The organism is Streptomyces sp. NBC_01431, from assembly GCF_036231355.1.
Taxonomy (GTDB): domain Bacteria; phylum Actinomycetota; class Actinomycetes; order Streptomycetales; family Streptomycetaceae; genus Streptomyces.
Window position 1 is genome coordinate 4,977,675 of record NZ_CP109496.1, and the last position, 22,972, is coordinate 5,000,646.

Here is a 22,972-nt window from a genome sequence, read left to right on the forward strand (position 1 = left end):
CGCGGCGGCTCGCTCGGGTGCCCAAACCGCCCAACTCCGTACACAACCAACGGTCCGTCCCCTGTGCCCAGTCCGCAGGCGGCGGACCGTTTGTGCGGCAGCCGTTAGGGTGGGGCGCTGTCCACGGCACTCCGGTCACGTCAGAGCCCGTCTCGCACCGCCGGCCGCGCCGACCGCAGTCAGCACAGCAGCCTTCCGGGGCGGAGGGGCCCGTACCTCGATGTCCGTGCACAGCCAGTCGACGGCCCCGTACGAGGCGGCCGCGACTCCCGAATTCCCCCGACACGTCGTCACCGCCGTCCTCGTCTCGCACGACGGCGCACGCTGGCTCCCCGACGTCCTGGCCGGACTCCTCGGCCAGGAACGCCCCGTGCAGAACGCGTACGCCGCCGACACCGGCAGCGCCGACGACTCCGCCCGCCTGGTCACCGAGGCCCTCGGCGCCGAACGCGTCCTGCACCTCGCCCGCCGCACCGGTTTCGGCGCCGCCGTCGAGGAGGCCGCCCGCACCGCACCGGTGCTCGGCCCCGAGGAACTGCCCTATCTGAAGCGCCCCAGCGGCTGGGACCCGGTCTCGCGCAGCTGGCGCGACGACAGCTACGACCTGCCCGAACTCCCGCACGGCGAGCCCGTGCAGTGGCTCTGGCTGCTCCACGACGACTGCGCGCCCGCGCCCGACGCGCTCGCCGAACTGCTGCGCGTCGCCGACGCCGACGAGCACGCCGCGATCGTCGGACCCAAGCTGCGCGGCTGGTACGACCGCAAGCAACTACTCGAAGTCGGTGTCTCCATCGCCCACAGCGGGCGCCGCTGGACCGGCCTCGACCGGCGCGAACAGGACCAGGGCCAGCACGACCAGGTCCGCCCCGTGCTGTCGGTGTCCTCGGCGGGCATGCTGATCCGCCGCGACGTGTGGGACCAACTCGGCGGCTTCGACCGCAGACTGCCCCTGATGCGCGACGACGTCGACTTGTGCTGGCGCGCGCACACCGCCGGACACTCCGTCCTGATCGCCCCGGACGCGGTGGTCCGCCACGCCGAGGCGGCCGCCCGCGAACGGCGCGCCGTCGACTGCGCCGGACGCTCCGCCGTCGACCCGCACCGGGTCGACAAGGCCGGCGCCGTCTACACCATGCTCGTCAACTCCCGTGCCGCGCTGCTCCCGTACGTACTTCTGCGCATCGTGATCGGCACCCTCCTGCGGACCGTCGCCTATCTGGTGGGCAAGGTCCCCGGGCAGGCCATGGACGAGGTCATGGGCCTCTTCGGCACGCTGCTGCGCCCCGGGCGGATCCTCGCCGGGCGGCGCGCCCGCGGCAAGAGCGCCATCGAGGCCGCCGAACTGCGGCCCCTGTTCCCGCCGCCCGGCGCCACCATCCGCGCCACCGTCGAATCCGTCGCGAGCAGCCTGGGGGCCGGCAGTGAGGACTCCGGAGGCTCCCGGCACGGCGTCGTCGAGTCCGGACCCGGTGGCGACGACGCCGACTTCCTGGAGATCGAGCAGTTCGCCCGGCTGAAGAAGATCGCCCGCAAACCGGCACCGGTCCTCTTCGCGCTGCTGCTGCTCGTCTCGCTGGTCGCCTGCCGCAACCTGCTCGGCGGCGGCGCGCTCATGGGCGGCGCCCTGCTGCCGGCCCCCGCCCACGTCGGCGACCTGTGGAGCCGCTACGCCGACGCCTGGCACCCGGTCGGCACCGGCGGCACCCAGACCGCACCGCCCTATCTGGCGATCATCGCCGCGCTGTCCGCGCTCTGCTTCGGCTCGACCGGCTTCGCCCTGACCCTGCTGCTCGTCTGCTCGGTCCCGCTGGCCGGACTCACCGCGTACTTCGCCTCGCGCCCGCTCGTCGGGTCCCGCCAGCTGCGCGCCTGGGCGGCCATCGCCTACGCCTTCCTGCCCGCCGCCACCGGCGCACTCGCCGCCGGCCGGCTCGGCACCGCCGTCCTCGCCGTCCTGCTGCCGCCGATCGCCCGCGCCGCGGTGTCCGCCGCCGGGTTCCGGGGCGACGGCGGCCGCGGCAGCTGGCGCGCCACCTGGGCGTACGCGCTGTTTCTGACCATCGCCATGGCGTTCACCCCGGTCGTCTGGCCGATCGCGGTGCTGCTCGGCATCGGCGTGCTCGTGCTGCGCCGGGGTGACATCGCCGCGTACGGGCCGCGCTTCCTGGCCGCCGTCGGCACCCCGCTCCTCATGCTCGCGCCCTGGTCGCTCTCCCTGCTCACCGGCCCGTCCGGCTTCCTCAAGGAGGCGGGCCTCGCCTACGGGGACGGCTCGGCCGGCGCGCTCGACCTGCTCGGGGCCAGTCCCGGCGGCCCCAAGACGGTCGGCGGGCTGCTGCTCATCGGCTTCGTCGCGGCGGCGCTCGCGGCGCTGCTGCGCACCGACCGCGGGTTCGCCATCCGCACCGCCTGGGCGGTCGCGCTCATCGGATTCCTCTTCGCGATCCTGACCAACCGCAGTGCCTGGGCGGGCCCGGCGACGCTCGTGTACGGGCTCGCGCTGCTAGCCGCCGCCGTGCTCGGGGCCGAACACGGCCGGACCCGCGTCGCCGGGCACGGCTTCGGCTGGCGCCAGCCCGTCGCCGCGCTGATCGCGCTCGCTGCCGCGCTCGGTCCCGTGTACTCCGCGGCCCACTGGATGATCGGCGGCGCCGACGGCCCGCTGGGGCGCCGCGACCCGGCGCAGGTACCGGCGTTCGTCGCCGAGGAGAGCGGCACCCGCGACCAGGCCCGCACCCTGGTGCTCGGCGGCACCTCGCCCGCCAAGGTCGCGTACACGCTGGTACGGGGCTCGGGCGGACAGCTCGGCGATGCCGAACTCGCCGCGTCCGGCGGCGACGACGCCCGGCTCGGCAAGGTCGTGTCGAACCTCGTCGCGGGCTCCGGCGCCGACCAGTCCAGCCAGCTCAGCGGCTTCGCCGTGCGCTATGTGCTGGTCCGCGACGGCGCGCCCCGCGAGTTCGCGCGCACCCTGGACGCGACGCCCGGACTCAGCCGGCTCAGCCAACTCGACGGCAGCGCCCTGTGGCGGGTGGACCGTCAGGTCGCGCGCGCCGTGATCGTCCCGGCGAACGGCGGCGGGACGCTGCCGGTCGCCGCCGATCCCGTCGACGTCCACACCACGATCCCGGCGGGCGAGGCGGGCCGCGTGCTGCGGATCGCCGACAAGGCCGCCCCCGGCTGGACCGCCACCCTCGACGGCAAGTCGCTCAAGAAGACCACCGTCGACGGCTGGGCCCAGGGCTTCGAACTGCCCGCCGGGGCCGGCAAGCTCGACCTGACCTACGACACCCCGTTCACCCGCACCGCGTGGATCTGGGCCCAGGTGGGTCTTGCGGTCGTCCTGCTCGTGCTCGCCCTCCCGGGCCGCCGCCGCGAGATGGACGACGACCTGCCCGAGCCGGAAACCGCGGCCCCGGCCGCCGTCCCCGCGCAGCCGGTCGCGGGCGAGGGCCGCCGGGCCCGCAGACTTCGCGCCCAGGCCGAGGCCGAGACCCCCGCCGACGAGCAGGGCACCCCGCTCGCCGAGGTGCCGCAGCAGCCCGCGTACGGGGAGTGGGACGCCCCGCAGTACGCCGCCTCACCGGCCGACCCGGACCACGCACAGCACGACCCGCAGCCGTACGACCCGTACCAGCAGCAGTACCCCGGCTACCAGCCCGCGCAGTACCCCGAGGGCCAGTACCCCGAAGGCCAGTACTCGGACGGGCAATACGGCCAGGACGCGGACCCCGGCTACCCCGAAGTCCCGCCCTCCGACGGCCAGTTCACCGACGGGCAGTACGTCCAGGGTGCGCATCCCGGCGGCCAGTACGACGCGCAGTACCCCCAAGTCCCGCAGCACGATGGCCAGTTCGCCGAGGGGCAGTACGCCGATGGCCAGGCGGGCGGGGCCCACGAGGGCCAGTACCCGGCCGGGCACGGCCAGGGGCACTATCCGGCCGACCCCTACCAGCAGCCGCAGGCACATCCGTTGCCGCCGGACGGCCAGTACGACCCGTACGGCTACGGATACCCGCCCGAGCAGCCCGAGCAGCAGCCGCACCGCCCCGACGGGAGCCAGCAGTGAAGCGCACCACCCTCTCCCTCGCGGCGGGAGCCGTCGCGCTCGCCGCACTGACCGGCTTCGCCTCGCTCACCGTGCCGGGCCCCCCGGCGCAGACCGGCGCGCAGTCCGCGGCGCGACAGCCCGTCGAGCGCTCCAGCCTCCTCTGCCCGGCGCCCAGCAACTCCGACCTCGCCCAGACGACGTACACCGCGTTCACGCCGAAGGGCGACGCCGGGGGCAAGCCGGGCACCGCGACGCTGACATCGGCGGCGCCGCCGCCCGCCGACAGCGGTGGGGCCGGCCCGTCGTCCCCGCCCGCCAAGGGCAAGGACGGCAAGGCGTCCAGCAAGCCCAAGCCCGCCTCCGACACGCCCGCGCCCGGCAAGCCGGTCGTCACCCTGAAGGAACCGGGCAAGCCGGCCGCCGCCACCGCGTCCGGCGGCGACGCGCCCGCCCTCACCGGCTCCGCCGACGGGGCGCTCGCGCCGGGCTGGGCAGCCCAGCAGACCACTCAGATCACCGGCGGCGTCGGGCGCGCCCTGCTCGGGACCAACTGCACGGCGCCGGACGCCGACTTCTGGTTCCCCGGGGCGTCCACGGCCAAGGACCGCCAGGACTACGTCCATCTGACCAATCCGGACGACACCGCGGCCGTCGCCGACATCGAGCTGTTCGGCAAGGACGGCGCCATCAAGGCGGACATCGGTGAGGGGATCACGGTCCCCGCGAAATCGAGCGTGCCTGTTCTCCTCTCCACTCTGACCGGCACGGTGGCCGACGACCTGACGGTCCACGTCAGCACCCGGGCGGGCCGGGTCGGCGCGGTCGTCCAGGCCACCGACGCGAAGGCGGGCGCGGACTGGCTGCCCGCCTCGGCGGACCCGGCCGCCTCCCAGGTGCTTCCGGGCATCCCGGGCGACGCCACCGACGTACGCCTGATCGTCCACGCCAAGGGCACGGACGACGCGGACCTCAAGGTGAAGCTGTCGGGCAAGGGGGGCAGCTTCACCCCGGTGGGGCTCGACTCCGTCCACGTGAAGTCGGGGATGACGGCGTCGTTTGATTTGAAGAACGTCATGAGGGGCGACGCGGGTTCCCTTCTGCTCAGCCCTGTTTCGGACGGTGGCACTCCGGTTGTCGCGGCGCTGCGCGTGGTCCGGGGGACCGGCGACAAGCAGGAGATCGGCTTCATCCCGGCGGCCGGGCAGGTCGGCACCCGCGCGACGGTCACCGACAACCGCGACAAGGCCTCCACGCTGGTCCTGACCGCCACAGGCACCAAGGACGCCACGGTGAAGGTCAGCTCGTCCGCGGGCACCGAGGGCGGCGAGCCGCAGTCCAAGTCGTACACCGTGAAGGCCGGGACGACCCTCGCCGTCGACCCGCCCGTCCCGACGGGTCTGAAGGGTTCGTACGCGCTGACGGTGGAGCCCGATCCGAGCGGCGGCCCGGTCTACGCGGCGCGCACGCTGGCCATCGCGCAGGACGGCGTGCCGATGTTCACGGTGCAGACCCTGACCGATGACAAGGGCATGGTCGCCGTACCGGGTTCGGCCCAGGACCTCTCGGTCCTGGAGAAGTAAGAGCCGCCGGGACCGGCGTCAGTCCTGCCCGTAGCGGGGGTCGACCGACTCCGGTGCCAGGCCCAGGAGTTCGGCGACCTGCTCGACCACGACCTCGTGAACGAGCAGGGCGCGCTCGTCCCGGTTCTTGGTGCGAATCTCGACCGGCCTGCGGTAGACCAGGATCCGCGCGGGGTGCTCCTTGCCGGCCGGGACCGCGCGGCCCAGCGGCACCGCCTCGTCGCTCCAGGCCGCCAGATCGCCGTCGTCCCCCGGACCGGGGGACTCCCTGAACGGCACGTCGGTGACCAGGAACTCGACCTCGGCCAGCTGCGGCCAGCGTCGCTCAAGGCGCTCCACGGAGTCGAGCACGAGATCGCGGAAGGTCTCCGCCCGGCTGGCCGAGAGCGGCACCTGGGGCGGTGCCACGGGTCCGCGCATGCCACGGCCGTGGCGGTCGCGGCGCCGCGGCCCCGAACGGGAGCCAGTACCTTCGGCTGAACTGGAACTGTCCATCACTGACGCAGCGTAGCCCTCCGGACGCGATGACGATCGCGCCGACGGCTCCGCGGAGCACATGTCGCCGGATGACCGTTTCGGACAGCTGAAAGATCGATTACCGGCCCGCCGGGGGCCGGGTATTTCACATCGTTTGACCGAAATCTTCCCAAGTGGCGGTCGGCAAAAGGCCGGTCACTGCCCGTGGTCCCCATGTTCCCGTGCAGGTCAGCGCAGTTGCTCAGGAAGCCGCTGTGCCCGAGCTCACACCGCGACACGGGGGAGGGACCTGGTGGAGAGTCGTCGCGGCCCGGTCAAGAGTGCGGTACCGTCCAACGTCGTGAGCCCTGTACGTCGCTGTTCGCGCACCGCGTGCGGCCGCCCTGCCGTCGCGACACTGACGTACGTCTACGCGGACTCGACCGCAGTTCTCGGTCCGCTCGCCACCTACGCCGAGCCCCACTGCTACGACCTGTGCGCCGAGCACAGCGAGCGCCTCACCGCGCCCCGCGGCTGGGAGGTCGTCCGGCTGACCGACGCTTCCGCGCCGGCCCGGCCCAGCGGTGACGACCTGGAAGCGCTCGCCAACGCCGTACGAGAAGCGGCCAGGCCCCAGGAGCGCGCCGCCGAAGCGGGCGGAGCGCGGGCGGCCGACCCGATGGAGGTCGGGCGCCGCGGCCACCTGCGCGTGCTGCGCTCGCCCGAATCCTGACCCCCACACCCTTCGCCCGAATCCTGACCCGAGCCCTTCGCCCGGCCAACCCCGGCGTGTTCCGGCCGAGTTGGCCGGTCGTCTCCGAGTCCACCGGAGCTGTGGCTGCCGCACAGGTGGCGGCGGGTAGTTTGGGAACCGGTCGGCGTCCCGCGGAGGGCGCCGTCGACGACATCAGGGAAGGTTGGGCCGTGGCTGCTGATCTGTCGCAGATCGTGAAGGCGTACGACGTCCGCGGAGTGGTGCCGGATCAGTGGGACGAGTCCCTTGCCGAGCTGTTCGGCGCCGCTTTCGTCCGCGTGACGCAGGCGGACGCGATCGTCGTCGGCCACGACATGCGGCCCTCCTCGCCCGGCCTCTCGGCGGCCTTCGCGCGCGGCGCGGCCGCCCTGGGCGCCGACGTCACACTGATCGGCCTGTGCTCCACGGACCAGCTGTACTACGCCTCCGGCGCCCTGGACCTGCCCGGCGCGATGTTCACCGCCTCGCACAACCCGGCCCAGTACAACGGCATCAAGATGTGCCGGGCGGGCGCCGCGCCGGTCGGCCAGGACACCGGCCTCTCCGAGATCCGCGAACTGGCCGAGCAGTGGTCGCAGCAGGGCGCCCCCGCCCCGGCGGCGACCGCGGGCACGATCAGCGAGCGCGAGACGTTGACGGACTACGCGGCCCATCTCAAGTCCCTCGTCGACCTCTCCGCCATCCGCCCCCTGAAGGTCGTGGTCGACGCGGGCAACGGCATGGGCGGCCACACCGTGCCCACCGTGTTCGAGGGCCTGCCGCTCGACCTGGTCCCGATGTACTTCGAGCTGGACGGCACCTTCCCCAACCACGAGGCCAACCCGCTCGACCCGGCGAACATCGTGGACCTCCAGGCCCGTGTGCTCGCCGAGGGCGCCGACCTGGGCCTCGCCTTCGACGGCGACGCCGACCGCTGCTTCGTCGTGGACGAGCGGGGCGAGCCCGTCTCGCCCTCCGCGATCACCGCCCTGGTCGCGGCCCGTGAACTCGCCCGCCACCCCGGCGGCACCGTGATCCACAACCTGATCACCTCCTGGTCAGTCCCCGAGGTGGTCCGCGAGAACGGCGGCACGCCCGTCCGCACCCGGGTCGGCCACTCCTTCATCAAGCAGGAGATGGCGGCCACCGGAGCGATCTTCGGCGGCGAGCACTCCGCGCACTACTACTTCGCCGACTTCTGGAACGCGGACACCGGCATGCTGGCCGCGCTCCACGTGCTTGCCGCGCTCGGCGGCCAGGCGGGCACGCTCTCCGCCCTGGTGGCCCAGTACGACCGCTACACGGGCTCGGGCGAGATCAACTCCACGGTCGAGGACCAGTCGGCCCGCGCGGCCGCGGTCCGCGCCGCCTACGAGAGCCAGGAAGGCCTCGCCCTGGACGAGCTCGACGGGCTGACCGTCACCGCCGCCGACTGGTGGTTCAACCTCCGCGCCTCCAACACCGAGCCCCTGCTGCGACTGAACGTCGAAGCGAGGGACGAGCAGACGATGGCGAAGATCCGCGACGAGGTCCTGGCGATCGTACGGGGCTGACGGACGAGGGCGCCGGGGCGCGGGGGCGGCTCCGGCGCTTCTCGGCGGCGCCGGGTGAAGGCCGTGCGCCGGGGCCCCGCCCCCGCCCCGGCCGTGAATCCGCTCCCTTCACCGGGCACGCACCGCGCCCACCCCGGCGGTAGGCTGACCTGGCCCAACCTCCGTGCACTGCGAGTGCGCGGACCAGAACGACGCCATGCCGAAGGGATTCCCATGCCGCTCGAAGCCGGCCTCCTCGAGATCCTCGCCTGCCCGGCCTGCCACGCCCCGCTCAGCGACGCGACCTCGGCACAAGAGCCCGAGCTGATCTGCACCGGCAAGGACTGCGGGCTGGCCTACCCGGTGCGCGACGGCATCCCGGTCCTCCTGGTGGACGAGGCCCGCCGCCCCGCGTAACAGGCACCCGCCGCGCGCACGCCCGGTAAACCGCCAAGTAGAGCCGGAGGCCCACCCCCATGCTCGATGAGTCGCTGCTCGACGTACCGGACGCCCTCGCCAGGGCCGACCGCCGTGGACTGCTGCGCGGCGCGGCGGAGGCGGGCGCCCGCGTCCGCACCGCGGCCCGGCACGCCGTTGAGGCGGGCATCGCGGAGCTGAAACCGGAGGGCCGGCCCCGGTCCGTACTGATCGCGGGCCCCGGTACCGCGGCGGCCGGAGTGGCCGACCTGATCACCGCGCTGGCGGGCGCCTCGGCGCCGGTCACCCGCCTGGAATCCACCGGCGTCGCGCCCGCCGCGGGCGCGCTGCGCTGGAGCCTGCCGGGCTGGGCGGGCTCCGTCGATCTGCTGCTCATCACCACCACCGACGGTACCGAGCCCGGCCTCGCCCTCCTCGCCGAGCAGGCGTACCGGCGGGGCTGCAACGTCGTCGCGGTCGCCCCGCAGCGCTCCCCGCTCGCGGAGGCCGTGGACGGGGTGCACGGCCTGGTCGTACCGATGGCGTCGGCCCCCTTCGAGCCCGACGAGGCCGAGACGTCGGCCGCCAGCCCCAGCGCGCTGTGGTCCCTGTTCACCCCGTTGCTCGCGCTCCTGGACCGCGTCGGCCTGCTGAGCGCACCGCCGGAGACGATCGAGAAGGTGGCCGCCCGCCTGGACCGCACCGCCGAACGCTGCGGGCCGGCGATCGCGACGTACAGCAACCCCGCCAAGACGCTGGCCACCGAACTCACCGAGTCGCTGCCGCTGATCTGGACGGAAGGCGGGGCCGCGGCTGCCGTCGGACGCCGGTTCGCCGCAGTGCTCGCCGAGCTGTCGGGCCACCCGGCGCTCGCCGCCGAACTCCCCGAGGCGCTGCCCGCCCACGGCGTGCTGCTCGCGGGCTCCCTCGCGGCCGGCGCCGACCCCGACGACTTCTTCCGCGACCGCGTGGAGGAGCCGGAACGGCTGCACGCACGGGTCGTCCTGCTGCGCGACCGCCCCGTGGGCGGCCTCTCCGCCGCCCCCGCCGCCCGCGAACTCGCACTGAGCCACGACGCTCCGATCAGCGAACTCGAACCCGAGGAGGGCAACGAGCTCGAATGCCTCGCCGAGCTCCTCGCCATCACCGATTTCGCGACGGTGTACCTGACCATCTCCTCAAGCTGACGCACCGCCCGCCCTCGCGGTCGGTCGGGGGCTCGCCCTTCCTCCCGAACCCTTCCGAAACCTCTCCCGAGGCCTCCTTGGAGGGAATCCGGAAGCCGAAAGAGAACACAGGACTCATGGACCGTCTCACCAACACCATCCGTCCCTACGCCTGGGGCTCCACCACCCTCATCCCGGGCCTCCTCGGTATCGCCCCCAGCGGCGAGCCCCAGGCCGAGATGTGGATGGGCGCGCACCCCGGAGCCCCCTCCCGCCTCGACCGCGGTTCAGGGGCGACATCGTTGTCAGAGGTGATCGCGGCCGACCCGGCACGGGAGTTGGGCCGTGCGGTCGTGGCCAGGTTCGGTCCCCGTCTCCCCTTCCTCCTCAAGGTCCTCGCGGCCGGCGCCCCGCTCTCCCTCCAGGTCCACCCCGACCTCGCGCAGGCGAAGCGGGGGTACGAGGCCGAGGAGCGGGCCGGGGTCCCCATCGACGCACCGCACCGCAACTACAAGGACGCCAATCACAAGCCCGAACTGATCTGTGCGCTCACGCCGTTCGAGGGCCTGTGCGGCTTCAGTACGCCGGAGGAGGCCGCCCGGACCATGGCCGCCCTGGAGGTCGACTCGCTCAAGCCGTACGTCGACCTGCTGCGCGCCCATCCCGTCGAGGCGGCCCTGCGCGAGGTCCTCACCGCCGTACTGACCGCCGACCGCGAGGAGATGGCGACGACGGTGGCCGAGACGGCGGCCGCCTGCGACCACCTGGGGGGCGCGCAGTACGCCGCGTACGCCTCCCTCGCGCACCACTTCCCCGGCGATCCGGGCGTCCTCGCGGCGATGCTCCTCAACTACGTCCAACTCCAGCCCGGCGAAGCCCTGTTCCTCGGCGCCGGTGTCCCGCACGCGTACCTCAGCGGAATGGGCGTGGAGATCATGGCCAATTCCGACAACGTCCTTCGTTGCGGTCTGACGCCCAAACACGTCGACGTGCCCGAACTGCTCCAGGTCGTACGCTTCGAGCCGACCGACCCCGGCGTACTGCGCCCCGAGGCGTCGGCGACGGAGGAGGAGCTGTACGAGACCCCGATCGACGAGTTCCGGCTGTCCCGTTTCGTACGGGCCGAAGGCGCGGCCCCCACCGAACTGACCGCCGCCACCCCGCAGATCGTCCTCTGCACGACGGGTAGCCCCTCGCTCGGGGGATTGACACTGGCGCCCGGCGAAGCCGTCTTCGTACCGGCCGAGGAGACGGCCCAGCTCTCCGGTAAGGGAACGGTGTTTCGCGCCACGGTGGTTGCCTGATGTAACAATGTCCGCCGCCGGGGATCCGGCGTCGGCCGGTCACCGGCAGAGGGCAACCGACGAAGGGAACATGGCAACTCCATGAGCGCGTCAGGCGGAACCAGGGCGATCGTGGCGGCGCTCAGCGCCAACGTCGCCATCGCGGTAGCGAAGTTCGTGGCGTTCCTGTTCAGCGGCTCGTCGTCGATGCTGGCGGAGAGCGTCCACTCGCTCGCCGACTCCGGTAACCAGGGCCTGCTGCTGCTCGGCGGCAAGAAGGCCAAGCGCGAGGCGACGCCCCAACACCCCTTCGGCTACGGCCGCGAGCGCTACGTCTACGCGTTCCTGGTCTCGATCGTGCTGTTCTCGGTCGGTGGCATGTTCGCCGTCTACGAGGGCTACGAGAAGATCAAGCACCCGCACCCGATTGAGGCCTGGTACTGGCCGGTCGGCGTGCTGGTCTTCGCGATCATCGCCGAGGGCTTCTCGTTCCGTACGGCGATCAAGGAGTCGAACGTCACCCGGGGCGAGCTCTCCTGGCAGGAGTTCATCCGCCGCGCGAAGGCCCCCGAGCTCCCCGTCGTCCTCCTGGAGGACTTCGGCGCCCTGATCGGCCTGGCGCTCGCCCTCGCGGGCGTCGGCATCGCACTGGCCACGGGCGACGGCGTCTGGGACGGCATCGGCACGCTGTGCATCGGCATCCTGCTGATCCTCATCGCTCTCATCCTGGCGGCGGAGACCAAGTCGCTGCTGCTCGGCGAGGCGGCCGGCACGGACGAGGTGGAGAAGATCAAGGCGGCGATCGTGGACGGCGACACGGTGACCTCCGTGATCCACATGCGCACGCTCCACCTGGGCCCGGAGGAACTCCTGGTGGCCGCGAAGATCGCCGTCCAGCACGACGACACGGCGGAAGAGGTGGCTGCGGCCATCAACGCCGCGGAGTCCCGCATCAGGGAGGCGGTTCCGATCGCCAGGGTGATCTACCTGGAGCCCGACATCTTCAGCGCAGCGGAGGCAGCAGCGGGCCCGGACCCGATGGCCACACCTGGGGGCCGCTGAGCGCAGCCCCACCCCGGAGGCGCTCGGGAAGGGGCGGGGAGAAGATCCCCGCCCCGCCGCCTACTGAATCTCCCGCAGCACCTCCAAAACCGCCGCCTCGTCCGCCGCCCCCGCCAACCGCCCCCGGAACGCCGTATCCATCAACTTCTGCGACAACAGCGCCAGAATCCGCAGATGCTCGTCCCCCGCGGCGGCCTCCGGCACGGAAATCATGAAGATGAGCCTGGCCCTGGTCCCGTCCACGGACCCCCACTCGATCCCTTCCGCGGACCGCGCGAAGCCCACGACCGGAGCGGACACCGCATCCGTCTTGGCATGAGGAATGGCGATCTCCTCGCCGAGCCCGGTCGTCCCCTGCGCCTCCCGCGCGAGCGCGACCCGTACGAGCTCATCGACATCCCGTACGTTCCCGGTCGCGCCCAGCATCTCGGCCATCTCCCGGATCGCCGCCCGCTTCTCCCGTGCGGCGAGCTCGACCCTGACGGTCCGTGCGGTGAGATACCCGGCCAGCACCTCCGGCAACGCCTGCCCGGACGGACCGGCACCGGCACGGTCAGTCGTGGCGGTTGCGATGCTGGCGCCGGAACTTTCATCGGCATCGGCACCAGCACCGGCGCTGTCGGCGGCACCGCCAGCAGCGGTGGCACGGGCAGCGGCACCGGCACCGGCACTGTCAACGGCAGCAGCACCAGTACCAGCACTGTCACCGGCGCTCCCAGCACCACCATTAGCCCCGTCGCCAACACCACCGCTGTCCACCCCCACCGGCACCGGCTCAGGTACCAGCGCAGCCGGCGCCTCCCGCCGACCCCGTTCCCGCCGCGACTTGACGTCGATCAGCGCGTTCGTGGTCAGCGCGGTGACAGCGGTACCCATGGCGATGGCCAGGAAGAACATCGCCGCTCCACTCACCGCGCCGAACAACGACACGATCGGCCCACCGTGCGGAACCGAGTCCTCCACCCCGGCCATCCCCGCGACCGCACCAGCCACCGCACCGCCGAGCATGTTCGCGGGAATGACCTGGGCAGGCCGCGCCGCCGCGAACGGAATCGCACCTTCGGAGATGCCGAAGAAGCCCATGAACAGCGCCGCGATACCGGTCTCCCGCTCCTGCTCGCTGTAGAGCTTGCGGCGCAGCAGCGTGGCCAGACCCTGGCCGAGCGGCATGACCGGGATGGCCGCGGCGGCCATGCCCATGACGGCGTTGTTCGTACCGATCAAGCCGACCCCGACGAGGAACGCCGTCTTGTTGACCGGCCCGCCCATGTCGAAAGCGATCATCACCCCGATGAGCGCGCCCAGCACGATCGCACTCGACCCCGTCATGCCGTTCAGCCAGCTCGTCAGGTGTGTGAACACCCAGGAGATGGGCCGGCCGATGACGTAGACGTAGAACATCCCGAGCGCCAGCGTCGACACGATCGGGATCACGATGATCGGCATGATCGGCTGGACGAACTTCGGAACCTTCACCTTCCGGATCCACCGCACCAGATAACCGGCCAGGAACCCGGTGGCGATCGCCCCGAGGAAGCCGGCGTTCGCATCGGCGCCGTAGATGTCCATGCCGTCGTACGCCAGGAACCCGCCGATCATGCCCGGTACGAGCGCCGGCCGGTCACCCAGGGCGAAGGCTATGTAGCCGGAGAAGATCGGCAGCATCAGCTTGAAGCCGAGCCCGCCGAGGGTGTTGACGTAAAACCAGAACGTCCCCTTGTCGAACTCGATGCCCTTCGGGGTGCTGTGACCACCCAGCGCGATCGACACGGCGAGCAGCAGACCGCCGACCACCACGAACGGGATCATGTGCGAGACGCCGTTCATCAGCGCCTTGTACGCGGCACTGCGCTCCTTGCCGCCACCGCTCCCGGCACTGCCTCCGGAGGCGCCGCCGCCCCGGTGTACGGGAGCGTCCTGCACCTGCTCGATGAGCTGCGCGGGGCGGTGAATCCCGTCGGCCACCGGCACGCTCAGGACCCTCTTGCCCGCGAACCGATCCAGCGTGACGTCCTTGTCGGCCGCGATGATGATCCCGTCAGCATCTCTGACATCGTTGTCAGTCAGTACGTTCTCGGCCCCGATGGACCCCTGCGTCTCCACCTTCATCTCGATGCCGAGTTCCGTCGCTGCCTGGGCCAGCTTCTCGGCGGCCATATAGGTGTGGGCGATACCGGTCGGACAGGCGGTCACCGCGAGCAGCTTCAACTTCCGCTGCCCACTGCTGGCCGGACTGATCACTGGGGTCTCCTAACGCTTCGCGCCTCATCGCGCAGCTCTCCTAGGGTCAGCTCGTTCCCGAGCCGGACCGGCCCATGCGTCCACCATCGGCCGAGAACCGGATCGGAAGTCCGTTAGGCCTGAATTGCCTGGATCGTGGTCCCTGCTTCCGGCCGATACCCGCGACCGGGCGGGCTGGGGCCTGCTCGGCCGATCGGTGTAGATTCGTGACCAGAGCCAGACGTCGCTGCTGATGGCGGTCGGTCGGTCCTGTGTGGACCCGGCCGAGGGAGAGAGGGCCTCCGACGGACTGCGTTGCGAGCGCGTTCGGGCACTCCCATGCCCATCGCCGCGCCCGCGGACCAGCCGTACCCACCCTCGCCACCAACCCACGAGGAGCAGCCCGCCATGACGACTGACGCCACCGGCGCCGGCCAGGACTTCAAGGTCGCCGACCTCTCCCTCGCCGCCTTCGGCCGCAAGGAGATCACCCTCGCCGAGCACGAGATGCCCGGTCTGATGTCGATCCGCAAGGAGTACGCCGCCACGCAGCCGCTGGCCGGCGCCCGCGTCACCGGTTCCCTGCACATGACCGTGCAGACCGCCGTGCTGATCGAGACCCTGGTCGCCCTCGGCGCCGAGGTCCGCTGGGCCTCCTGCAACATCTTCTCGACCCAGGACCACGCGGCCGCCGCCATCGCGGTCGGCCCGCACGGCACCCCCGACGCCCCCGCCGGCGTCCCGGTCTTCGCCTGGAAGGGCGAGACCCTTGAGGAGTACTGGTGGTGCACGGAGCAGGCGCTGACCTGGCCGAACACCCCCACCGGCGGCCCGAACATGATCCTGGACGACGGCGGCGACGCCACCCTCCTGGTGCACAAGGGCGTCGAGTTCGAGAAGGCCCGCGCGGCCCCGGACCCCTCGACCGCGGACTCCGAGGAGTACGCCCACATCCTCACGCTCCTGAACCGCACGCTGGGCGAGAACCCCCAGAAGTGGACCCAGCTCTCCTCCGAGATCCGTGGCGTGACGGAGGAGACCACGACCGGTGTCCACCGCCTGTACGAGATGCACCGTGACGGCACCCTGCTGTTCCCGGCGATCAACGTGAACGACGCCGTGACGAAGTCGAAGTTCGACAACAAGTACGGCTGCCGCCACTCCCTGATCGACGGCATCAACCGCGCCACCGATGTCCTCATCGGCGGCAAGACCGCGGTCGTGTGCGGCTACGGCGACGTCGGCAAGGGCTGCGCCGAGTCCCTGCGCGGCCAGGGCGCCCGCGTGATCATCACCGAGATCGACCCGATCTGCGCCCTTCAGGCGGCGATGGACGGCTACCAGGTCACGACCCTGGATGAGGTCGTCGACAAGGCGGACATCTTCGTCACCACGACCGGCAACAAGGACATCATCATGGCCGCCGACATGGCCAAGATGAAGCACCAGGCGATCGTCGGGAACATCGGCCACTTCGACAACGAGATCGACATGGCCGGCCTGGCCAAGATCCCGGGCATCGTCAAGGACGAGGTCAAGCCCCAGGTGCACACCTGGACCTTCCCCGACGGCAAGGTGCTGATCGTCCTCTCCGAGGGCCGCCTGCTGAACCTCGGCAACGCGACCGGTCACCCCTCCTTCGTCATGTCGAACTCCTTCGCGGACCAGACGCTGGCCCAGATCGAGCTGTTCACCAAGCCGTCGGAGTACCCGACCGACGTCTACGTGCTGCCCAAGCACCTCGACGAGAAGGTCGCCCGCCTCCACCTGGACGCCCTCGGCGTCAAGCTCACCGAACTCCGCCCCGAGCAGGCCGCGTACATCGGCGTCGACGTCTCAGGCCCCTTCAAGCCGGACCACTACCGCTACTGAGCCCCGGGGGCCGCGGACGCCCAGGGTTGACTTGGTGCCTGAGCTCGGGCGCCGCTGAATCTGGGTGTCGCGGACGTTCGGGGATGGCTTGGTGCCTGAGTTCGGGCGCTGCTGAGTCTGGGCGTCGCGGACGCCCTGGCTTGGTTGGTGCCGTAGCTTGGCGCCCGTGGACGCTGGGCTGGACGGCGCTTGAGCCTGGCGTCCGCGGAAGCCTTGGTCTGATCGGTGCCTGAGCATGAGGCTGCTGAGTCTGGGCGTCGTGGTCGCTCCGGGTTGGCTGGGTAGCTGAGCTCGGGCGCCGCTGATCTCGGGACCGTGGACGCCCCCAGGGTTGACCGGTGCCTGAGCCTTGTTTACGCGGACGCTGGGCTGGACGGCGCGTGAGTCTGGGGACTGCGGAAGCCCTGGGTTGACCGGTGCCTGAGCTTGGGCGTCGCGGATGCCCAGGGTCGCTCTGGTACTTGAGCCCGGGGCCCCGCGTCCCGGGCGCGCCAGGATGCCTCACTCAGCTTTGAGAGCCCAGGCGTTGAGGGCAGCATCCTCGTTGGCCGTTGGCCGTTGGCCGTTGGCCGTTGGCCGTTGGCCGTTGGCCGTTGGCCGCGGTCGCGGCTGGGGCTTGACGGGCGCGGGCATCCGGGGTCGGTTGCCTGGCGTCTGCGTTCCGAGGAGCGCAGACGCCAGGCAACGCCCAGGCACCCCGGTGTCGACGCCGCTGCGGAGCGCGGCACCCGGGCACCTATTTCGCGGAGCAACGCCCCCGGGACAACTGGCGAGTGCCCCGAGCCCCCGGAGCCGCCAGCGCCTTGTGGCGGAGGCCGTGCATGCCCCCAAGAGCCTGCTGCTGGCACGCTGGGTCGCGGTGCTTGGCGCGAGAAGTGCACGCCCCAGACCGAATGAGTGCCACGCCGCGCCAGCGCCCGCACCGCTCCAGCGCCCTAAGCCCCTCAAACCGACGTCACGCGGCGGCAGCCACCCCGCAGTCCTGAAGCCCAGGGCCCAGCTCCGCCAAAACCCACGGGCGTAGGCTCATCGGCACCAGAGCCATATGCGACAGAGCCAACGGTCCTCAGGCCCGTCGGTCGGTCCCGGGCAAGCCCCCGCACCCCCGTGTCGGGGGCTTGCCCAGTACCGCTCCCACCGAGTCAGCACTCACCGAGTTCTGCGCTCACCCAGTCAGCGCTCGCCTCCCGAGAACCCCGAGATCCCATGCCCCGCGGCCGATATTCGCTTCACGATCCCCACGACCACACCCCTCTCGGTGAAGAACACTTCCACTGCGCCCCCGGCCCTTCCGGCTGGCGCTACGTCTCCCAGCTCACCACCCCCTCCGGAGACCACGCAGGCTCCGTAGACCTCGCACTCGACGAGCTCGGCCGCCCCATCCGGCTCGAACTGCATGCCGCAAGCTGGCAGGTACGGGGTGCCGCGCTCGACGGCGTCACCTGGGTCCGTACCTCCCCCTCAGCGACCCACGCCACCGAAGGCAATGTCCGCGCCCACGCCTTCGCCGGCAGCTCCCCGGCATTCCTCGTCGCCACCTCCCGTCTGCTCCGCCTCACCCCCCAGTCCCCGACGACGCGCGTCCGCCTCGTCGCGTTCACGGACCCGGTCCTCGCCCCCCGGACGATCGACCAGTCCTGGGCCCTGATGAGAAGTGAAGCGCACGCCACTGACAACGGCCCCCTGACCGTGGACGAATACCAGGTCAGCGCGCTGGACACCGGGGAGCAGTACACCGTCCACATCGCCGGCGACGTGGTCCTCGCCGCCCCGGGCATCGAGCTGGAAGCCCTGGAATCCCCGCCCTCGGCCTTCCCCGCGTCCTAGCCCCGCGCCGTACCAAACCGGCTCGACGTCGGGCACTCCCGAGTACGTTCGTGCTGCTAACTCGGCGGCGCGAACCCTGTCGAACGCCCCGGCGGCACCGCACGGCCTGCCCGCGCCCGGGAATCCGCGGGCACAGCGGCATCGGAAGCGGCGGGTTGCCCCAACCCGGAGCCCGTCCCCGCTGCCACACCGGAGTCCGTGGGGGCAGCGCCCGACACTGCGCCAGAACCTGGATCAGAAGCCGGGCCAACAACCGGGCCCGGAACAGCGCGGGGAACGCCCATCGGCCCTGAGTAGGCCCCCTGATACGGACCCGGGCCTGCCCCCGGTCCAGAAACCGGCCCTGTCTCCCATCCCAGCCCCGCCCCCGGGCCCGAGCCAGAAACCGGGCCGTGGCCAGAAACCGGACCCTGCCCAGAAACCGAACCCGGGCCAGAAACCAAAATCGGCCCCGGCCCCCGCCCCGGCTCCCAGTTCGGAACCCCCGCCGGGGCCCCGCTCCCCGCCCCTCCGAACACCCTCCGAGCATCCCGAGCCTGACGCTCGCTCACCACGCCCGCGAGATAGGCCGCCGGCGGCACGCCCTCCGGAGCCGGGGCCCCCGTACAGGCCACCAGGTCCTCGGCCAGCCGGACCGCCATCGTCCAGCTCACCTGCGGATCGAGTTGCCCCATCCGCATCAGGTACTGGCGCACTGCCAGCCAGAGCCCGTCCGGCACCCGTGACAGGTCCAGCCCCGCGAATCGGCCCACCAGCCACGGCGGTGGCGGCGGCACCGCCGCGGCCCACCCCGAAGACACCCGCTCCCGTACGACCAGCGTCCCCGCGAACACATCACCGATCCGCCGCCCGCGCTCCGAGACCAGCGACGCGATACAAGCCACCACGCCGAGCGTCAGCAGAATCTCGATGACCCCCATGGCCCCACGTACCAGCGCATGCCGGAACCGGATCGGTCCGCCGTCGTCCCGCACCACCCGCAGCCCGCACGCCAGCTTTCCGAGCGACCGGCCATGTGACAGCGTCTCGACCGCGATGGGCGCCCCTACGAGCACCAGCACGAACAAGGCCACGGCGATGGCCGCCTGGGCAGCGGGGTCCAACGAAGCAGTGGCGAACAACATCGCCAACGAGACCAATATGTACGCGGCCCACACCACGGCCAGATCGATCACCAGCGCCAGCGCCCGACTCGGCAACCGCGCAGCGCGCAGCCCCAGTACGACGGCATCCCCCGTGACCAGCGCGCTCACCGATACCCCACCCTTCGCAGACGACGGCCTTCCAAACCCCTCAGACGTGTCAGTCTGCCAAGCTGGCCCGCAGCGCGCCGCAGTAGTACGGACCGTACGCACCCAGTGCCTGGAGCAGCAGCAGACCATGGACCTCGACGTCTTCGTGACCGCCCACCACGCGGAGTGGGACCGCCTCGAACACCTCCTGCACCGCGGTCGCCGCCTTACGGGCGCCGAGGCGGACGAGTTGGTGACGCTCTACCAGCGCACATCCACCCACCTTTCGCAGATACAGTCCACGGCCCCGGACCCCCTGCTCACGGCCCGGCTGACGCAACTGGTGGCTCGGGCACGCGCCACCGTCACCGGCACCCGCCGCGCGAGCTGGCGTGACGCTGCTCGCTTCCTGACCGCGGGCTTCCCCGCGGCCGTGTACCGCTCCCGTCACTGGTGGATCCCGGCGGCACTGGTCTCCATAGCCCTGGCCGCGGTCATCGGTTGCTGGATCAGCACCCACCCCGAGGTGCAGTCCGCGATCGCCGCTCCCGACGACCTCCGCCGGATGACACGGCCGGGCGGGGAATACGAGACGTACTACTCCAGCCATCCCGCCGCGTCCTTCGCGGCCCAGGTTTGGACGAACAACGCCCAGGCCACCGCGATGTGTCTGGTCCTGGGAGCGTTCCTCGGCATTCCGGTCCTGTGGATCCTCTTCCTCAACATGCTCAACCTGGGCGTCGGCATCGGCCTCATGGCCTCGGTCGGCCGCCTCGACACCTTCCTCGGACTGGTCCTCCCGCACGGCCTTCTGGAGCTGACCGCGGTATTCGTAGCCGCCGGTACGGGCATGCGCCTAGGCTGGACGGTCATCGACCCCGGCCCACGGTCCCGCCGAGCAGCACTCGCCGAACGGGGACGCGCAGCTGTAGGTATGGCCATCGGCCTGGCCGTGGTCCTGTTCGTCTCCGGCATACTCGAAGGCTTCGTCACCCCCTCAGGCCTTCCCACCTGGGCCCGAATCGCCATCGGCCTCACCGCCGAGCTGACCTTCCTTGTGTACGTGTACGTTCTCGGCGGCCGAGCTGCACGCGCAGGCGAGGCGGGCGACGTGGCGGAAGCCGACCGCAGCGCCGAGGTTCCCGCGGCCGCGTGATGTGCGCACGCCCCCTCTGACCTGCTAGTGTCCTCTTCGCCCACAAAAACCGTTGACACGGTCGCTGCGGGGAGGTAGATTCAAACGGTTGCCACGGACTGGACAAGCTCGTGAGCACCGGATAGTCTTTATCTCGCTCCGATCAGAAATTCGATTTCCGATCGATGAGCCATTTCGATTCAAAGCCTCGAAGTCAATGAAGCCGATTCGGTCGGCTGAAATGCTTCTGATAGAGTCGGAATCACCGAAAAGGGAAACGCGAAAGCGAATTAACGGATCGGTAGCCCGCTCCAGCGGGTGGCAGACACGGAAATCGGATCTGCTAAGCTGGAAACACGAAATACCGAAGGGAAGCGCCCGGAGGAAAGCCCGAGAGGGTGAGTACAAAGGAAGCGTCCGTTCCTTGAGAACTCAACAGCGTGCCAAAAGTCAACGCCAGATTGACAACCCCGTATCCGTTTCGGCGGATCGAGGTTCCTTTGAAAAGTCCTGTTCCGCTCTTGTGGTGGGCAGGCAACAACACAGCGAGGACGCTGTGGACGACCGGCCTTATTCCGGCATGGTCGTCCCGCTCTTACGTGATGTGTGCACCCGATATCGGGTAAACATTCATGGAGAGTTTGATCCTGGCTCAGGACGAACGCTGGCGGCGTGCTTAACACATGCAAGTCGAACGATGAAGCCCTTCGGGGTGGATTAGTGGCGAACGGGTGAGTAACACGTGGGCAATCTGCCCTTCACTCTGGGACAAGCCCTGGAAACGGGGTCTAATACCGGATAACACTCCTCAGGGCATCTTGGGGGGTTAAAAGCTCCGGCGGTGAAGGATGAGCCCGCGGCCTATCAGCTTGTTGGTGGGGTGATGGCCTACCAAGGCGACGACGGGTAGCCGGCCTGAGAGGGCGACCGGCCACACTGGGACTGAGACACGGCCCAGACTCCTACGGGAGGCAGCAGTGGGGAATATTGCACAATGGGCGAAAGCCTGATGCAGCGACGCCGCGTGAGGGATGACGGCCTTCGGGTTGTAAACCTCTTTCAGCAGGGAAGAAGCGAAAGTGACGGTACCTGCAGAAGAAGCGCCGGCTAACTACGTGCCAGCAGCCGCGGTAATACGTAGGGCGCAAGCGTTGTCCGGAATTATTGGGCGTAAAGAGCTCGTAGGCGGCTTGTCACGTCGGATGTGAAAGCCCGGGGCTTAACCCCGGGTCTGCATTCGATACGGGCTAGCTAGAGTGTGGTAGGGGAGATCGGAATTCCTGGTGTAGCGGTGAAATGCGCAGATATCAGGAGGAACACCGGTGGCGAAGGCGGATCTCTGGGCCATTACTGACGCTGAGGAGCGAAAGCGTGGGGAGCGAACAGGATTAGATACCCTGGTAGTCCACGCCGTAAACGTTGGGAACTAGGTGTTGGCGACATTCCACGTCGTCGGTGCCGCAGCTAACGCATTAAGTTCCCCGCCTGGGGAGTACGGCCGCAAGGCTAAAACTCAAAGGAATTGACGGGGGCCCGCACAAGCAGCGGAGCATGTGGCTTAATTCGACGCAACGCGAAGAACCTTACCAAGGCTTGACATATACCGGAAACGGCTAGAGATAGTCGCCCCCTTGTGGTCGGTATACAGGTGGTGCATGGCTGTCGTCAGCTCGTGTCGTGAGATGTTGGGTTAAGTCCCGCAACGAGCGCAACCCTTGTTCTGTGTTGCCAGCATGCCCTTCGGGGTGATGGGGACTCACAGGAGACTGCCGGGGTCAACTCGGAGGAAGGTGGGGACGACGTCAAGTCATCATGCCCCTTATGTCTTGGGCTGCACACGTGCTACAATGGCCGGTACAAAGAGCTGCGATGCCGTGAGGCGGAGCGAATCTCAAAAAGCCGGTCTCAGTTCGGATTGGGGTCTGCAACTCGACCCCATGAAGTCGGAGTTGCTAGTAATCGCAGATCAGCATTGCTGCGGTGAATACGTTCCCGGGCCTTGTACACACCGCCCGTCACGTCACGAAAGTCGGTAACACCCGAAGCCGGTGGCCCAACCCCTTGTGGGAGGGAGCTGTCGAAGGTGGGACTGGCGATTGGGACGAAGTCGTAACAAGGTAGCCGTACCGGAAGGTGCGGCTGGATCACCTCCTTTCTAAGGAGCATTTCTTACCAGGTTCGCCTGGTCAGAGGCCATTTCGTCGGCAAACGTCCGGCGGTGGCTCGCTCATGGGTGGAACGTTGACTATTCGGCACGGTTCTTGAGGGTCACTAGTACTGCTTCGGCGTGGAACGTGAACCAGGAGGACCGGGCCGGGCACGCTGTTGGGTATCTGAAGGCACGGGCTTTGCCTGTTGGTCTTCGGTCGCCGGCCCCAGTGAACTCCACTGCATGGTGGGGGTGAT

Annotated in this window: 14 protein-coding genes and 1 rRNA gene; 12 read left to right on the forward strand and 3 right to left on the reverse strand. The window is 70.2% G+C overall.

The window, feature by feature from the left end; translation table 11 throughout:
• Positions 1 to 220: 220 nt before the first annotated feature.
• Positions 221 to 4,069: a glycosyltransferase gene (locus tag OG522_RS22905; protein WP_329464873.1), complete on the forward strand. Its 3,849-nt coding sequence runs from the start codon at positions 221 to 223 to the stop codon at positions 4,067 to 4,069.
• Positions 4,066 to 5,631, forward strand: a complete 1,566-nt coding sequence (locus OG522_RS22910; RefSeq protein WP_329464874.1) for a DUF5719 family protein — start codon at positions 4,066 to 4,068, stop codon at positions 5,629 to 5,631. The genes OG522_RS22905 and OG522_RS22910 overlap by 4 nt, the downstream gene beginning before the upstream one ends.
• An 18-nt stretch (positions 5,632 to 5,649) precedes the next feature.
• Here the strand turns inward: OG522_RS22910 and OG522_RS22915 are convergent, their stop codons facing one another.
• A complete protein-coding gene (locus OG522_RS22915) occupies positions 5,650 to 6,126 on the reverse strand; it encodes a metallopeptidase family protein (protein ID WP_329467696.1) in 477 nt (158 codons plus the stop codon).
• A 274-nt stretch (positions 6,127 to 6,400) separates the two neighbouring features.
• Here OG522_RS22915 and OG522_RS22920 point away from each other — a divergent pair, with 274 nt between their 5' ends.
• From OG522_RS22920 to OG522_RS22945, 6 genes are all read left to right on the forward strand, one after another.
• A complete protein-coding gene (locus OG522_RS22920) occupies positions 6,401 to 6,820 on the forward strand; it encodes a DUF3499 domain-containing protein (RefSeq protein ID WP_329464875.1) in 420 nt (139 codons plus the stop codon).
• A gap of 191 nt (positions 6,821 to 7,011) precedes the next feature.
• Complete coding sequence (locus tag OG522_RS22925) at positions 7,012 to 8,373, forward strand: phosphomannomutase/phosphoglucomutase (RefSeq protein WP_329464876.1); 1,362 nt, start codon at positions 7,012 to 7,014, stop codon at positions 8,371 to 8,373.
• 213 nt (positions 8,374 to 8,586) lie between these two features.
• Positions 8,587 to 8,769, forward strand: a complete 183-nt coding sequence (locus tag OG522_RS22930) for a Trm112 family protein (RefSeq protein ID WP_329464877.1) — start codon at positions 8,587 to 8,589, stop codon at positions 8,767 to 8,769.
• Between the two features lie 59 nt (positions 8,770 to 8,828).
• Positions 8,829 to 9,956 carry an SIS domain-containing protein gene (locus OG522_RS22935; RefSeq protein WP_329464878.1) on the forward strand — a complete coding sequence of 376 codons (1,128 nt, stop codon included), beginning with the start codon at positions 8,829 to 8,831 and terminating at the stop codon, positions 9,954 to 9,956.
• A 116-nt stretch (positions 9,957 to 10,072) separates the two neighbouring features.
• On the forward strand, positions 10,073 to 11,239 hold the full coding sequence (gene manA / locus OG522_RS22940) for a mannose-6-phosphate isomerase, class I (RefSeq protein ID WP_329464879.1): 1,167 nt from the start codon (positions 10,073 to 10,075) through the stop codon (positions 11,237 to 11,239).
• An 81-nt stretch (positions 11,240 to 11,320) separates the two neighbouring features.
• On the forward strand, positions 11,321 to 12,280 hold the full coding sequence (locus OG522_RS22945) for a cation diffusion facilitator family transporter (RefSeq protein ID WP_329464880.1): 960 nt from the start codon (positions 11,321 to 11,323) through the stop codon (positions 12,278 to 12,280).
• A 60-nt stretch (positions 12,281 to 12,340) separates the two neighbouring features.
• Here the strand turns inward: OG522_RS22945 and OG522_RS22950 are convergent, their stop codons facing one another.
• Positions 12,341 to 14,521 (reverse strand): fructose-specific PTS transporter subunit EIIC, encoded by a 2,181-nt coding sequence (locus OG522_RS22950; protein WP_329464881.1) that lies wholly within the window; start codon positions 14,519 to 14,521, stop codon positions 12,341 to 12,343.
• Positions 14,522 to 14,908: 387 nt separating this feature from the next.
• Here OG522_RS22950 and ahcY point away from each other — a divergent pair, with 387 nt between their 5' ends.
• Positions 14,909 to 16,372 (forward strand): adenosylhomocysteinase, encoded by a 1,464-nt coding sequence (gene ahcY / locus OG522_RS22955; protein ID WP_329464882.1) that lies wholly within the window; start codon positions 14,909 to 14,911, stop codon positions 16,370 to 16,372.
• A 1,206-nt stretch (positions 16,373 to 17,578) separates the two neighbouring features.
• Positions 17,579 to 18,199 carry a hypothetical protein gene (locus tag OG522_RS22960; protein WP_329464883.1) on the forward strand — a complete coding sequence of 207 codons (621 nt, stop codon included), beginning with the start codon at positions 17,579 to 17,581 and terminating at the stop codon, positions 18,197 to 18,199.
• A gap of 56 nt (positions 18,200 to 18,255) precedes the next feature.
• Here OG522_RS22960 and OG522_RS22965 read toward each other — a convergent pair whose 3' ends face one another.
• The gene (locus tag OG522_RS22965; protein WP_329464884.1) at positions 18,256 to 19,452 is read right to left on the reverse strand and encodes an RDD family protein; all 1,197 of its coding nucleotides are present in this window, start codon (positions 19,450 to 19,452) and stop codon (positions 18,256 to 18,258) included.
• A gap of 127 nt (positions 19,453 to 19,579) precedes the next feature.
• Between OG522_RS22965 and OG522_RS22970 the strand changes: the two genes are divergently transcribed.
• Together OG522_RS22970 and OG522_RS22975 are read left to right on the forward strand one after the other, a co-directional pair.
• The gene (locus OG522_RS22970) at positions 19,580 to 20,587 is read left to right on the forward strand and encodes a stage II sporulation protein M (RefSeq protein WP_329467697.1); all 1,008 of its coding nucleotides are present in this window, start codon (positions 19,580 to 19,582) and stop codon (positions 20,585 to 20,587) included.
• Between the two features lie 608 nt (positions 20,588 to 21,195).
• Positions 21,196 to 22,721 (forward strand): 16S ribosomal RNA (locus OG522_RS22975).
• The last annotated feature ends 251 nt before the right edge of the window (positions 22,722 to 22,972 follow it).